General features: G+C 53.2%; 9 protein-coding genes. 5 read left to right on the forward strand and 4 right to left on the reverse strand.

The window, feature by feature from the left end:
* Nucleotides 1-214 precede the first annotated feature (214 nt).
* From NXT09_RS18805 to NXT09_RS18815, 3 genes are read left to right on the forward strand one after another with little or no spacing between them, the layout of a single operon-like run.
* Complete coding sequence (locus tag NXT09_RS18805) at nt 215-1495, forward strand: nucleoside permease (protein ID WP_268580853.1); 1281 nt, start codon at nt 215-217, stop codon at nt 1493-1495.
* Nucleotides 1492-2493, forward strand: a complete 1002-nt coding sequence (locus NXT09_RS18810; protein ID WP_233966584.1) for an ADP-ribosylglycohydrolase family protein — start codon at nt 1492-1494, stop codon at nt 2491-2493. Before NXT09_RS18805 ends, NXT09_RS18810 begins: the two co-directional genes overlap by 4 nt.
* The gene (locus NXT09_RS18815) at nt 2493-3470 is read left to right on the forward strand and encodes a PfkB family carbohydrate kinase (protein ID WP_268580854.1); all 978 of its coding nucleotides are present in this window, start codon (nt 2493-2495) and stop codon (nt 3468-3470) included. The genes NXT09_RS18810 and NXT09_RS18815 overlap by 1 nt, the downstream gene beginning before the upstream one ends.
* On the opposite strand, the gene NXT09_RS18820 is transcribed toward NXT09_RS18815, so the two are convergent.
* Complete coding sequence (locus NXT09_RS18820) at nt 3444-4190, reverse strand: GntR family transcriptional regulator (protein WP_205552846.1); 747 nt, start codon at nt 4188-4190, stop codon at nt 3444-3446. The genes NXT09_RS18815 and NXT09_RS18820 overlap by 27 nt on opposite strands.
* Nucleotides 4191-4726: 536 nt before the next feature.
* On the opposite strand from NXT09_RS18820, the gene NXT09_RS18825 reads away from it, so the two are divergent.
* Nucleotides 4727-6517: a methyl-accepting chemotaxis protein gene (locus NXT09_RS18825; RefSeq protein WP_268580855.1), complete on the forward strand. Its 1791-nt coding sequence runs from the start codon at nt 4727-4729 to the stop codon at nt 6515-6517.
* Nucleotides 6518-6619: 102 nt separating this feature from the next.
* Here NXT09_RS18825 and rdgC read toward each other — a convergent pair whose 3' ends face one another.
* Complete coding sequence (gene rdgC, locus NXT09_RS18830; protein WP_205552842.1) at nt 6620-7549, reverse strand: recombination-associated protein RdgC; 930 nt, start codon at nt 7547-7549, stop codon at nt 6620-6622.
* A gap of 289 nt (nt 7550-7838) precedes the next feature.
* Between rdgC and mak the strand changes: the two genes are divergently transcribed.
* A complete protein-coding gene (gene mak / locus NXT09_RS18835) occupies nt 7839-8750 on the forward strand; it encodes a fructokinase (RefSeq protein WP_039284153.1) in 912 nt (303 codons plus the stop codon).
* A gap of 18 nt (nt 8751-8768) precedes the next feature.
* Here mak and NXT09_RS18840 read toward each other — a convergent pair whose 3' ends face one another.
* Both NXT09_RS18840 and sbcD read right to left on the reverse strand, forming a co-directional pair.
* On the reverse strand, nt 8769-12452 hold the full coding sequence (locus NXT09_RS18840; protein WP_268580856.1) for an AAA family ATPase: 3684 nt from the start codon (nt 12450-12452) through the stop codon (nt 8769-8771).
* Complete coding sequence (gene sbcD / locus NXT09_RS18845) at nt 12449-13687, reverse strand: exonuclease subunit SbcD (protein ID WP_268580892.1); 1239 nt, start codon at nt 13685-13687, stop codon at nt 12449-12451. The genes NXT09_RS18840 and sbcD overlap by 4 nt, the downstream gene beginning before the upstream one ends.
* Nucleotides 13688-13956: the final 269 nt, after the last annotated feature.

The raw sequence follows: 13956 nt of genomic DNA on the forward strand, positions 1-13956 counted from the left end.
TATGACATAACGCGGCGTTTTCTTATGCAATCCTGCCTCATCACTCTTGTTCCCCAACACGGTTAGTGCCTTTCTCTGCCATTCTTCCCCGGATGGTAATAAATAATGCTGCAAAAATGTTAAGTAGCTCAAGTAATGAACGCAAAGGTATTTAAAAGGTATTATTAATTGGTATTTTAAAGGTGTACCTTACTCTGTCATGAAGGATGTAAATATGAAAACTACAGCAAAGCTGTCGTTCATGATGTTCGTTGAATGGTTTATCTGGGGAGCCTGGTTCGTTCCACTCTGGCTTTATCTGAGCAAAAGCGGATTTACGGCCGGTGAAATCGGCTGGTCGTATGCCTGTACTGCGATTGCCGCGATTCTGTCGCCGATACTGGTGGGATCGCTCACCGACCGCTTTTTTGCCGCACAGAAGGTGCTGGCAGTCCTGATGTTCGCCGGGGCGATACTGATGTATCTGGCGGCCCAGCAAACGGAATTTATGTATTTCTTCCCGCTGCTGTTGGCCTATTCGTTGACCTACATGCCGACAATCGCATTGACTAACAGCATCGCCTTCTCGCATGTGGCCGATGTAGAACGGGATTTTCCACGCATCCGGGTATTGGGAACGATTGGCTGGATCGCTTCCGGTATCGTCTGCGGTTTTCTGCCGACATGGCTTGGATTTAGCGATGTTTCTCCCACCAATGTTCCGCTGCTGATTACCGCTGCCAGCTCCGCGTTGCTCGGCTTCTTTGCGTTTTTCCTGCCCAATACGCCACCAAAAAGCACTGGCAAGATGGATGTTAAAGTCATGCTGGGACTGGACGCGATTGTGTTGCTGAAAGACAAAAACTTCCTGGTGTTTTTTGTCTGCTCCTTCTTGTTCGCGATGCCGCTGGCGTTTTATTACATTTTTGCCACGGGCTTCCTCACCGAAGTCGGTATGAAAAATGCCACTGGCTGGATGACGCTGGGCCAGTTCTCTGAAATCTTCTTTATGCTGGCGCTGCCGTTTTTCACCAAGCGTTTTGGTATTAAAAAGGTATTATTGCTGGGGCTGGTGACGGCGGCTATCCGCTATGTCTTCTTCGTCTACGGCGATGCTTACCACTACTTCACATACGCACTGCTGTTCCTCGGCATCCTGCTGCACGGCGTGAGTTACGATTTTTACTATGTGACCGCCTATATCTACGTTGATAAAAAAGCGCCGGTGCATATGCGCACGGCTGCGCAGGGGCTGATTACGCTCTGCTGTCAGGGTTTCGGTAGCCTGCTGGGATATCGTCTGGGTGGCGTGATGATGGAGAAACTTTTCGCCCACGCTGAGCCGGTGAACGGCCTGACTTTTAACTGGACCGGCATGTGGCTGTTTGGTGCGGTGATGATCGCGATTATTGCGCTGATCTTTATCCTGTTTTTCCGTGAATCGGATAAGACGATCTCGACCATTGATGTAGACGGTGCAAAAAACAAGCATTTCAGTACAGAGGAAAGCAAATGAAACAAGAACGTATTCTCGGTGCCTTATACGGCCAGGCTTTAGGGGATGCGATGGGCATGCCATCGGAACTGTGGCCCCGAACGCGCGTGAAAGCGCATTTCGGCTGGATTGATCGCTTTTTACCCGGTCCGGCGGAAAACAATGCGGCGTGCTATTTTGGCCGTGGCGAATTTACGGATGATACCTCGATGGCGCTGAGTCTGGCCGACGCCATCATTGAATGTGATGGCGACATCAATGCCGATGCGATTGGCCGTCACATCCTGAAGTGGGCGGAATCGTTCGATGCATTTAATAAGAATGTACTCGGCCCAACCTCTAAAATTGCGTTGAAGGCGATTCGACAGGGTACTCCGGTCAGCGAGCTGGAAAATAATGGCGTCACGAACGGCGCGGCGATGCGGGCGTCTCCGCTAGGCTGTCTGCTACCTGCGCACGATCTTGATGAGTTCATCGATCAGGTAGCGCTGGCATCCAGCCCGACGCATAAATCCGATTTGGCAATTGCGGGGGCGGTCGTTGTTGCCTGGGCGATTTCCCGGGCGATTGACGGCGCCAGCTGGCAAGAGATCGTCGACGCGTTGCCGTCTGTGGCACGCCACGCGCAGGAAAAGCGTATCACGACGTTTAGCGCCTCCCTTGCCGCGCGTCTGGAACTGGCGCTGAGTATCGTGCGCCGTGCAAACGGGACGGAAAGCGCCAGCGAGCAGCTTTATCAACTGATTGGTGCGGGAACGAGCACCATTGAATCCGTTGCTACCGCCATCGCGATGGTCGAACTGGCGCAGACCGATCCAAATCGCTGTGCGATTCTGTGCGCCAACCTCGGAGGGGATACCGACACTATCGGGGCGATGGCGACCGCAATATGCGGTGCGCTACACGGGGTCACGGCAATTGATGCCGCGCTGAAGCAGGAACTGGATGACATTAACCAGCTTGATTTTTGCCGCTATGCCAGCCTGCTCCAGCAATACCGCTCCGCACGGGAGGCGTGATGAAGGCCAGCGAACTTGCCGCAAAACTGGATGGGCTAACGACACGTCAGCCGCTGACCATCATCGGGGCGGCGGTGATTGACGTGATTGCCGATGCTTACGCCCTGCCGTATCGCGGGTGTGATATCGAACTGAAGCAGCAAAGCGTGAATATTGGCGGCTGTGCCTTGAACATTGCCATTGCGCTTAAACGCCTTGGGATAGCCGCACAAAACGCCTTGCCTGTCGGGCAGGGCGTGTGGGCGGATATCATTCGTCATAGTCTGGAAAAGCAGAATATCACCACGGTGGTACAAACCGATTCGGGGGATAACGGCTGGTGTCTGGCGCTGGTTGAACCGGACGGCGAACGGACTTTTATGTCCTTCAGCGGCGTCGAGAACCAGTGGAGCGACAGTTGGCTGGCGTCGTTATCCGTCGCATCGGGGAGTTTGGTCTACCTTTCTGGCTATCAACTGGCGGCACCGTGCGGTGAGCGTCTGGTGAGCTGGCTGGAAAACTTGCATAACGTCACGCCATTCATCGATTTTGGCCCACGCATTGCCGATATACCGGCAAGCCTGATGGCCCGCATTATGGCGCTTCACCCTGTGGTTTCCCTTAATCGTCAGGAAGCGGACGTGGCGGCAGATATGCTCGGCGTGTCGGCTGATGTACAAACGCTGGGACGAGCCTGGCAGGAAGCATACCGTGCCCCGGTGATTATTCGTCAGGACAAAGCGGGAGCGTGGTATTTCGACGCGGCTTCTGAAGGCATCATCGCGCCGTTTCCGGCAACGGTGGTGGATACCATCGGGGCAGGGGACAGCCACGCGGGCGGGACGCTGGCTGGCCTGGCGGCTGGGTGGTCATTGGCTGATGCCGTCACGCTGGGGAATGCCGTTGCGGCGTATGTCGTGAGCCACCGCGGCGGAGACTGTGCGCCTACGCTGGCTGAACTGCGTACGCGGTTACTCCTCGCAGACGAAAACGTATAGATCGCTGCGGCAATAGCTGATGCTGTACTCAATAGGCCGGTTCTGTGGGTCGAGCGCAATTTGCTTGATGACCAGAACCGGTACTTTATTATCAAGCTGAATGTGTGACTGAAACTCGGCATCGGGCATACGGGCACTGACGCGGCTGCGCGTACGCTGCGGATTGATGTTTTGGCTGCGAAAATAGTCATAAAGCGAGACGCCGATATCCTCAGCGTCAGCGATCAGATCAACAGGAACATACGATTCTTCAATTGAAACGGCGTCCTCATCCACATAGCGAATACGTTTCAACAGAAAAACGGGGGTATCTGGCGCAATAGCCAACTGCTCGGCCACTTCCTTGCTGCTTTTTACGATTTGTTTGTTTACCCACAGCGTATTGGGCTTTTTGCCCCGCAGCACGACCTGCTGGGAAAATCCGCGCGCCTCTTTCAACGAATATTCGAAAATATTATTGATTTGCGTCCCGTAGCCGCGCACGCGGGTCACTACGCCTTCTTCTTCCAACGTCTGCATCGCTTTACGCACGGTAATGCGCGATACGCCAGCCAGCTGGCTCAGGTCACGTTCTCCCGGCAGAATATTGCCATGTTCCAATGTGCCGCTGCGCACTGCGTTTTTTACCGTTTCGGCAAATTTTAGGTAGAGTGGGGTATTGTCTGTTGCCGCAAAGCGCTGCGTAAGCTGTTCTATTAATCGAGTATGCGCGTGTTCCATTCTTCTCTGATCCTGATCGGCCTGCGTAGACGCCATAATACCACTGGTCTTATTACCTCTATACTGAAAATGGCAATCGCGTATTTCCACATAAAATAAAATATTTTTAGTAATTTTTAGAGTTTTACTCTGTCATGAAAATGTCATCTATTCTTTGGAGCGCTAATCATTAATTCCATATATGAGTTATTTTATTTAATGATTTTTATTAATTAACAGAGTAAAAGAATGTCACGATTATTAGGAATAATCCCTGGGTTGTTAAAATGCAACACATTACGGCATGTGCTAATAATTTTATATTATGTGATTAAGTAAGTTTTTTATTTTACTTATTTTCTTTAATTTGGGTGTTTATGTTGAATTACCGATTGGAGATCCATTTGATGTCTTTTTTTTTATAAGAGTGTGGTTGAACGTAGTAACTATTTTTCTGCGTTTTAAGATAAATAGCGATTGTTGAATGTGATCACATTCAAGTTTTATTTTTCTCTGCCGTTATGGATAGTATAACTATTCTACGCAAAGAGTATTTTATGCTGAAAACGACGCGATCCCGCATTCTTGCGGCCTGTTCTACCATTGTTGTGCTTTCACTTGTTATCAATACCTTTCTTAATTACACCATCGCCAATAACGCCAATAAGGAATCGATCCAGAATACGCTGAATGCGGTAGCCACGAGTCATAGTATTGCGATTAGTGACTGGGTTGCTTCTAAGACGCTGATGATCTCTGCGTTGCATAACCGTGTCATAACCGATGAGGATCCGATTCCGCTGTTTAAACAGATTGCGGCATCTGGCGGTCTCCTGAATGTGTACATGGGTTATGCCAATGGCACGGCCAAGTTTGCCGATTCTGGCGGTATCCCTCCCGATTACAACCCAACGATCCGCCCCTGGTATCAGCAGGCGGTGAAAGAGGGTAAACCGCTGGTCACTGCCCCCTACGTTGATGCGGTGACGAATACGCTGGTGGTTTCTTTCGTTGCTTCCGTGGTGGAAGGCGGAACGGTCAGAGGCGTCGTCGGTAGCGACGTCACGATGAAAAGTGTGATTGAAAACGTTAAAGCGATTAACCCAGCCAAAGATAGCTTCGGCGTTCTCATCGAGCGTAGCGGTCTGATCATTGCTCACCCAGATGAAAAGCTGACGCTGAAAAATATCACCGACATTGCTCCTGGGATTGATCTGAACGACATTCTTTCAGCCGATAGCGCCCGTGATGTGGATTTTTCTGGCGTGACGAAGCTCGTGGTGGCAAAACCGATTGCTGGCACGAACTGGTTCATGCTGGTGGCGTTGGATAAAGCCGAAGCGACAGCGGGCATGCGTTCTCTGCTGTCTACCTCTGTCGTCACGCTAGTCGTTATCGCGCTGCTGGGTACGTTGGTGATTGGTTTCATCATTGCGTCAGCGCTCAAGCGTCTGCTGCAAATCCGCGACGCAATGGATGATATCAGCAACGGTAATAACGATCTGACGCAGCGTTTGCCGGACGAAGGTCATGATGAAGTGGCGCAAATTGCCCGCTCGTTTAATATCTTTGTCGATAAGATCAGTCAGGTAATGATGCAGATTCGCGATATCAGCGCATCGCTTCAGGTTGCGGCGGATGAAATCTCGGCGGGGAACAACGATCTCTCTGCGCGTACTGAATCTGCGGCATCGAGCATTCAGCAAACCGCGGCCTCGCTGGAAGAAATTTCTGCGGCGGTCACACAGTCGGCAGGTTCTGCACAGCAGGTTAATGCGAAAGCGCTGCTGCTGTCGAAAGATGCTGGTACGGGCGGAAAAGTGGTGTCCGATGTGATTGTCACGATGGAAGAGATCGTGGTCGCGTCTGGCAAAATCGGCGATATCATCGGCGTGATCGATGGCATTGCATTCCAGACTAACATTCTGGCGCTTAACGCCGCGGTAGAAGCGGCGCGAGCGGGCGAACAGGGCCGCGGTTTCGCTGTGGTTGCCGGTGAAGTTCGCAGTCTGGCGCAGCGCAGTGCGCAGGCTGCAAAAGAAATTAAAGAGCTGATTGAATCGACGGTCTCCAGCGTGACCTCTGGCTCCGTGCAGGTTCGTCAGGCCAGCGACACGATGAATGAAATTGTCGGCGGCGTCTCTACGGTGAGTTCGGTGATGTCTGAAATCACGCATGCGGCTGATGAGCAAATGCGTGGCATCAACGAGATCAACAAAGCGGTCGCGCAGTTGGATTCGATGGTGCAACAAAACGCCGCGTTGGTGCAGGAATCTGCTGCTGCGTCGGGTGCGTTGCAGTCACAGGCTGAAGAACTGAACGCCGTTGTCGGGGCATTCCGGGTCTAACGGATTCAGGCAGTGAAATGGTATTGCCCGCCGAACATTGGCGGGCAATCACCGACTGGATTAACAATCGACAGTATTAACAGTCAACAGTAAGCGACAGCATTAACGCTGGGCTTCTCCGCCCAGCGCTTCAATCAGATTTGCAATCAATGCCGCCAGCTCGCTGGTCATCAAAATAAAATCGGCATCAAATCGCTGAGCAAAATCTTCCCGATCGATATCGTCGTTTTGTTCCCGCAGCGTATCGGAGAACTTCAAGCGTTTTACCGAACCGTCCTCAGACAAGACCAACTGAACCCGTTCCTGCCAGTCCAGCGCCAGCTTGGTGACCAGTTTGCCCGCTTCAATGTGTACGGCGATTTCATCGCAGACCAAATCCTGTTTTTTACAGCGGATAACGCCGCCGTCTTCCAGAATGGCTTTCAGCTCTGCTTCATCCTGTAGCGCGAAACCTGCCGCTGGCTCACCGGAGCGAACCCACTCGGTCAGTGTCAGTTCGATAGGGTTTTCCATCGTCAGCGGCACAACAGGCAGAGAACCCAGCGTTTTACGCAGCAGCGCTAGCGTATCTTCCGCTTTTTTGGCGCTGGCGGCATCGACCATAATCAGGCCGTTAACCGTATCGATCCACAGCCAAACCTGACTGAAACGGCTGAATGCACGCGGCAGCAGGCTATGCAGCACTTCATCTTTCAGCGAGTCTTTTTCGGTTTTTTTCAGCTTGCGGTGCTGTTCCGCTTCCAGACGTTCAATCTTGGCCTGAAGGGTTTGCTTGATGACCGGGGACGGCAGGATTTTTTCTTCTTTGCGGACGCAGATAACGATTTGCCCATTAACGACGTGCGTTAAGGCATCGCTATGGGATCCCATCGGCGAGACCCAACCCGTTTTCATCATATCCTGACTGCCGCACGGGGTGAACGTGAAAGCGCTGAGCCGTTTTTCCAGTTCATCCGCAGACAAAACGTTATCTTTGGACAGCACGCTGTCCCGGCTTAGGCGGTAAATCATTAAGTTCTTAAACCACAACATGGTGTTATCCCTGACTGGGCGCGCAGGTTTGCACGCGGGTTTGTAATGTTGCGCGCATGATAACGAATTCGAGACGGTTATGTGGAATAAAATACCGGGATTCAGAGGAATACCTATCACGCTTTGAATGGCAGCGGATTGGTTTCTCTGGTTATACCCGTCATACTTCAAGCGGCATGTGCGTTGGTTGCACGACTCGAATTATTTAGGGTTTCTATCTATAAATCAGAACGTTTTCAGGTCGGTAGTGAATTGACTCTGGCCTATTTACAACACGCGGGGAGACATCATGAGAATCGGTATCGATCTAGGCGGGACGAAAACGGAAGTCATTGCGCTGGATGATGAGGGGCAGGAACGTTTTCGGCAGCGTATGCCGACGCCAAGAAATGACTACCCGGAAACGCTGCGGACTATCGCCACACTGGTGGAGATGGCTGAAAAAGCGACCGGCTCTCGCGGTAGCGTCGGTGTAGGGATCCCCGGTACGCTGTCGCCGTTTACCGGTAAGGTAAAAAATGCCAACTCCACCTGGCTCAACGGTCAGGCGTTGGATCTTGATCTCGCCACGTTGCTGAATCGGCCTGTGCGGGTTGCCAATGACGCAAACTGTTTCGCGGTTTCAGAGGCGGTTGACGGTGCCGGAGCTGGGAAGCAGACCGTCTTCGCGGTCATCATCGGAACCGGATGCGGGTCGGGCATTGCGCTGAACGGTCAGGCTCATGTCGGCGGCAACGGTATTGCGGGCGAATGGGGACATAATCCACTGCCCTGGATGGATGACGATGAGCTGCGCTATCGGCAGACGGTTCCCTGCTACTGCGGTAAGTCTGGCTGTATTGAAACGTTTATCTCCGGCACCGGATTTGCCGTGGATTACCAACGTCTGAGCGGCCAGCCGCACAAGGGCGAGGCCGTTATTGCCTTAGCGGAGCAGGGCGATCCCATTGCAGAACTGGCGTTACAGCGCTATGAACACCGTCTGGCAAAATCGCTGGCGCATGTGATTAACCTGCTCGACCCTGATGTGGTGGTGCTGGGGGGCGGAATGAGCAACGTGGCTCGCCTTTATCAGACCGTGCCGGAAAAGATTAAACCGTGGATCTTCGGCGGCGAGTGCGAAACGCCCGTGCTTCAGGCCATACACGGCGACTCCAGCGGGGTACGTGGAGCCGCCTGGCTCTGGCCGAAGACGAAGTAATTGCAGATCGAATGATGGCTAAACGGCGTACTGCGGCGCCAGCCGGCTGACGCCTAGCCCGTTAACCTTCTGCACTTTGATCTGTACCGGAATACGCTCTTTCATGGCTTCGACATGGCTAATGACGCCGATGGTTTTACCGGAGGCGTTCAGGTTATCGAGGGCATCCAGCGCGATATCCAGCGTCTCGGCATCCAGCGTGCCGAAGCCTTCATCCAGAAACAGCGAGTCGATGCTGGCTTTATGGCTGACCAGATCGGATAGCGCCAGCGCCAGCGACAAACTTACTAAGAAGCTCTCGCCGCCGGACAGCGTACGCGTATCACGCTCGGCGTCCGCTTGCCAGGTATCCATCACCAGCAGCTCCAGATCGTCACCGGGTTTCCGTTTCAGCATATAGCGCCCGTGCAGGCGAGAAAGCTGGAGATTGGCGAGATAAACCAGATGATCCAACGTTAGCCCCTGAGCAAACTTACGGAATTTATGCCCGCTTTGTGAGCCGATGAGCGTATTAAGACAGCTCCAGTCGTCATACATTTGCTGACTTTGGGCGATCTCAGTGAGTAAATCCTGCTGGTTCTGTCGCTGTTGTTTATCGTCAGCCAACTGACGTTGGAATTCACCCTGCTGCCGCAGGTTAGCTTTCAGCGTTTCATCCAGCGCTGCCAACTGCTGTTGTACCGCTTCTTGTGTGGCGTCTTCCGTCAGGGACGCGGGGCGCTTTTGTTGATGGGCGAGCAGCTCACGTTCAGCCTGTTGGTGAAGTGCCGCTGCCTGCTGCAAACGCTGATACAGTTCTTCCTTCCATGCCTGCAACGTCTGGCGCTCTTCCTCATCAAGCAGCGCATTGAGGAACGTGGCTTCATCGGCGAAAGTGCTTTGCTGTAAAGCCTGACTAAAGCGTTCGGTCGCGCTCTCATGCTGGCGCGTGCTTTGTTCATACTGCTGTTGCGTGCTAGCCAGCTCTCCCGTCAGACGGCTCAACGTCGTTTCGGTTTGCTGGCGAGCTGACAGGGCCAGGCGAAGCGCATCGTCATACTGCTGGCTCGCTTGCTGTAGCAGATCGCGCACGGCGGCGATCTGCCTATCCCCAAACAGTGCCTGCCGTTCCTGTTGGCTCGCGTTGAGCAACGCGAGGTGCTGTTCCAGATGCTGTTGCTGTATTTGGAGTTGCTGTTTTGCCTCGGTCACGCTGCGATTCAGATGCTGAAGATCGCTTTCCAGTGTGGCTAACAGAGGAATTAAGCGAGATTGCTCCTGCTCTTTGGTTTTCCAGTCTTGCCATTCGCTCTCGCGCTGAGCCAGCCAGTCATTTTGGGCATCGGCCTCCGGCAGAGGAAGGTTTAAGGCTGCCAGCGTATGCGTGATTTCCTGTGTGTGCTGCGTGTTCTGCTGGTGCACGTTTTGCAGCGACTGATCGATTTCTTGCTGCGTAACGCTTAGCGAGGCTTGCTGCTGGGTATTCAGCGCGATTTTCTGGTCGAGTTCCCGCTGCAATGCCTCTGTGGCAGTCAGTAAATCCTTACTTTCCTGCCACTGTTTTTGCAATTGCTCGCGTGCGGTAATCTGCTGTCGAATAGCCTGTTCTTCGGCTTCATTTTGCGCCAGCCAGGCTGCGACCTCATCCGGTTGTTCCAGCGTGTAGCTAACTTGTAAGCGCTCACTGACATCCTGCCACTGTTGCCGCAGGGCGTGATATTCGCTATCGAGCTGAGCGATTTCCTGTTGCAGCTGTTCGCGCTGTTGCTCTAGCGAGGCCAACTGTGCCGTTGTATTCGCCAGCGCTGTCGTTAACTGGTTCACTTCCTGCTGTAGCGCAGTCAGGCGGCTTTGGGTTTCAGACGGTTGCAGCGCCTGATAGCGTTCGATAGCGGGATGCTCGATTGAACCACATAGCGGGCATGCGTCTCCAGCCTGTAGCCGCTGGCGTTCGGCTTCCAGCTTAACGATACGCTCTTCCTGACGGAGCAGCGTTTCTAGATCGACCAGATGCTGGCTTCGCTGCTCATACTCAGATTGCTGCTGTTTCTTCAAGATTTCTGACTGGCTGATATGCCCTTGTACCTCATCCTGCTTGGCGAGGTACTGTTGTTTGCGAACGTGCAGGCGCTGGAACTGGTCGCTGATTATCGCGAGCTGTTGGCGTTCAGCGCGCTGGTCAATGCGTTGATTAAACTGCTGCTGCAGGGTGGAAAGCGACTGGTGCGCTTCCTGTTTTTGCTGTGTCTCATCGTGTTGCATGAACTGCTGACGGGCGGCATCAACGACCGCTTGTTGTTCACGCTGCTCTGCCGCCAGCGTCACCGTCTCTTGCTGTAGCACTGCCGACTGTGCGGTGTGCTGCGTCTGTTTTTGCTTCAGCTTCTCTTGCTCGTCCTGAAGCTGGCGCAATTGCCGAAACTGGGTGCGCCACAGAGGAAGTTGTTCTCCCCACTGCTGATGATGCGCGTGTTGCTGGCGGTAGGACTGAATCTGTTCAAGCTGCTGTGTAGCCTGCTGCTGTTCCGCCGCCGTCTGGGTTTGTTTGCTTTCATCAGCGTGCAGACGAGCCTGCGTTTTTGCCAGTTCGTCTTGCTGCTGCGTTTTTTGCTGCACCAGCGTGGCAATGCGATGGTCAAGTGGCACAACCTGTTCGTTGATCACCTGCTCTTGCTGCTGCCGTACCCGTTTGTGCTCACTAACCTCCAGCTCTGCTTTTTCTTCCTGCTGGCGTAGCGCGGTTAACGTCACCTGCTCGGCGGCCTGCTTCCCGGTCAGCTGTTCAATACGCTGTGCCAGTGTGAGAGACTCCTGTCGATAGCGCTCTCGTTCCTGATGTAGCGGCCTCAGTTTTTCTGCTGGTTCGCTGTGAGTTAACCTGTCGAGCTGCGGTTTAGCCTGCTGAATGGCGGATTCGGCACTCGCATGCTGCGCCTGCGTGCTGGTTAACTGCGTGTGCTGCTGCGTCAGTTGCTCAAACCAGCGCAGCGTAGTCAGCGCTTGCTCACGTTCGACGTTGCCCTGCTGCTCTTGCTGGAGTAACTCGGCAAGCTGTTCTTCCACCTGCTGACGTTGCTCATCGGTCAGCAGTTGAATGCCTGATGCGCGCGCCTGTAGCGTGTTCAGTGCGACGTTTGCCTGTTTGTGCTTGTCATAAACGCGTTCGGAAATCAGGCCGTAAATGTCCGTGCCGGTCAGCTCTTCCAGCAGTTCTGCTCGGTCTTCTGCTTTGGCGTTGAGGAAGGCGGCAAACTGCCCCTGAGACAGCATCATCGAACGCGTGAAACGGTCAAAATCCAATCCGGTGATTTTTTCCACCATATCTTTTTTATCGCTGATTTTTTCACACAGAATTTTGCCGTCTTCTATGAGCGCGAGTTCAGCTTTGGGAGCCTGCAAGTTACCGTCCGGGGTATTTCTTGCCCGACGCTGGCTCCAGAAGGCGCGATATCCGACGCCTTTAACTTCAAATTCGACCTCGGCAAGGCACTCTGCGGTATTACGCGTCATCAGCTCATTCTGGTTGTTGGAGATAACATCCAGGCGAGGTGTTCTATGGTACAGCGCCAGACAGATCGCATCCAGCAGCGTGGTTTTTCCCGCGCCGGTCGGGCCGGTAATGGCAAATAAGCCGTTGCTGGAAAATGGCTCCTGCGTGAAATCGATCTTCCATTCGCCTTTCAACGCATTAAGGTTCTTTAAGCGCAGACTGAGAATCTTCATTGGGTCTTCTCGCTATTTTCCAGTTCATCAATAACCTGATTAAACAGCGTGCGAACACGCTGTTGGCGGCTGTCTTCCATGACTGTCTCCGTTGCCAGACGACGTTCAAAAACGTCATGTACGCTCAGCTCGTTCAGCGTTTCCTTGTCCTGTCGGGTAATCGCCTGCATGCGCTGTTCACGCGTGCGGCGCAGCAGCAGCACCTCCACGGGCAGGTTCTCGGTCATCGCCTGAATGCGTTTTTGCATGTCGCTCAGATAATCCTGCGTGTTGAGCTCAATATCCAACCACACGGGTTTATCGCCCTGATAGTTCTGGAAAGTGACCAGCTGTTTTTCAATATCGCTCAGGCTACCTTTAATCAGCTGCATCGGCTGAGTCATGGGAATCGGCAGGATGTCTATCTGCGGAGGCGTTTGCGGTGACACGTCAGATGCAAAGCTCACCAGACAGACGGATTTCTCACTGTTTAGCTCATCAAAACTCAACGGGATGGGCGAACCGCTGTAACGAATATGCTCGCTTTGGGTCACGCGCTGCGGGCGGTGAATATGGCCGAGCGCGATATAATCCGCAGGAGGAAAAGCCTGAGCAGGGAAGGCATCGAGCGTACCAATATAGATATCGCGCACGGATTCCGAGGCGGTTGCGCCAATCGTCGTCAAATGCCCGGTTGCAATAATCGGCAGCGGCAGGCCAAGTTCGTCGCGCTTTTGGCAAGCCAGTTGATAACACTGCTGGTAGTGCGCGGTAATCGCTTCCTGTAGCGCCAGCTGTTTTTCATCCCCGGATTGCCCAGCTTTGCTGGTCAACACATCACGTGGACGTAAAAAAGGAATCGCGCAGAGCAGGGCACCGGGCTGCTTTTGACGGTTTTCCAGCAGGAGCACCTGTTGGGATGGATCGTCGCTGGCGCAGGCAATCACCCGCGTGTTCAGGCAGGCCAGCAGTTCGCGGGATTCGTTTAGCATCGCGACAGAATCGTGGTTACCGCCGAGAACGATGAGCTGGCAGCCTGTGCGCTGTAGCGCGACCACGAAGCTATAATACATTTCCCGCGCATAGCTGGGGGGCGAGCCGTTATCAAAAATATCGCCAGCAACGATAATGGCATCGACCTGATGTTGTTCCACCTGAACAATAAGCCAGTTTAGAAAAGCCTGATGCTCAGCAGCGCGACTTTTGGTATAAAAATATTGCCCTAAATGCCAATCGGCGGTGTGGATAATGCGCATCGTGTTCTCTCGATATTCATGCCGCGTGGCGGTGGATGACGTTGTCATTATTTATTATGTGAAAGGGTGTGTCGTCGCCATGGTGCTTTGTCATCGTAATGCCATGATTATATATAGCAGGGATGGCGGCTGTCGCGGTGGAATCAAACGTTTGGAAAGCGGCTCGAAAAATCGGATGTACGCGCTGTAACAATCGCGCAGAGAGGTCCGTGCGTTTTTCATAAATCTGTCATAAAACTGACGCATAATGCCTCCGCCTGCTAACAGCG

Source organism: Pectobacterium jejuense, from assembly GCF_026800125.1.
GTDB lineage: Bacteria > Pseudomonadota > Gammaproteobacteria > Enterobacterales > Enterobacteriaceae > Pectobacterium > Pectobacterium jejuense.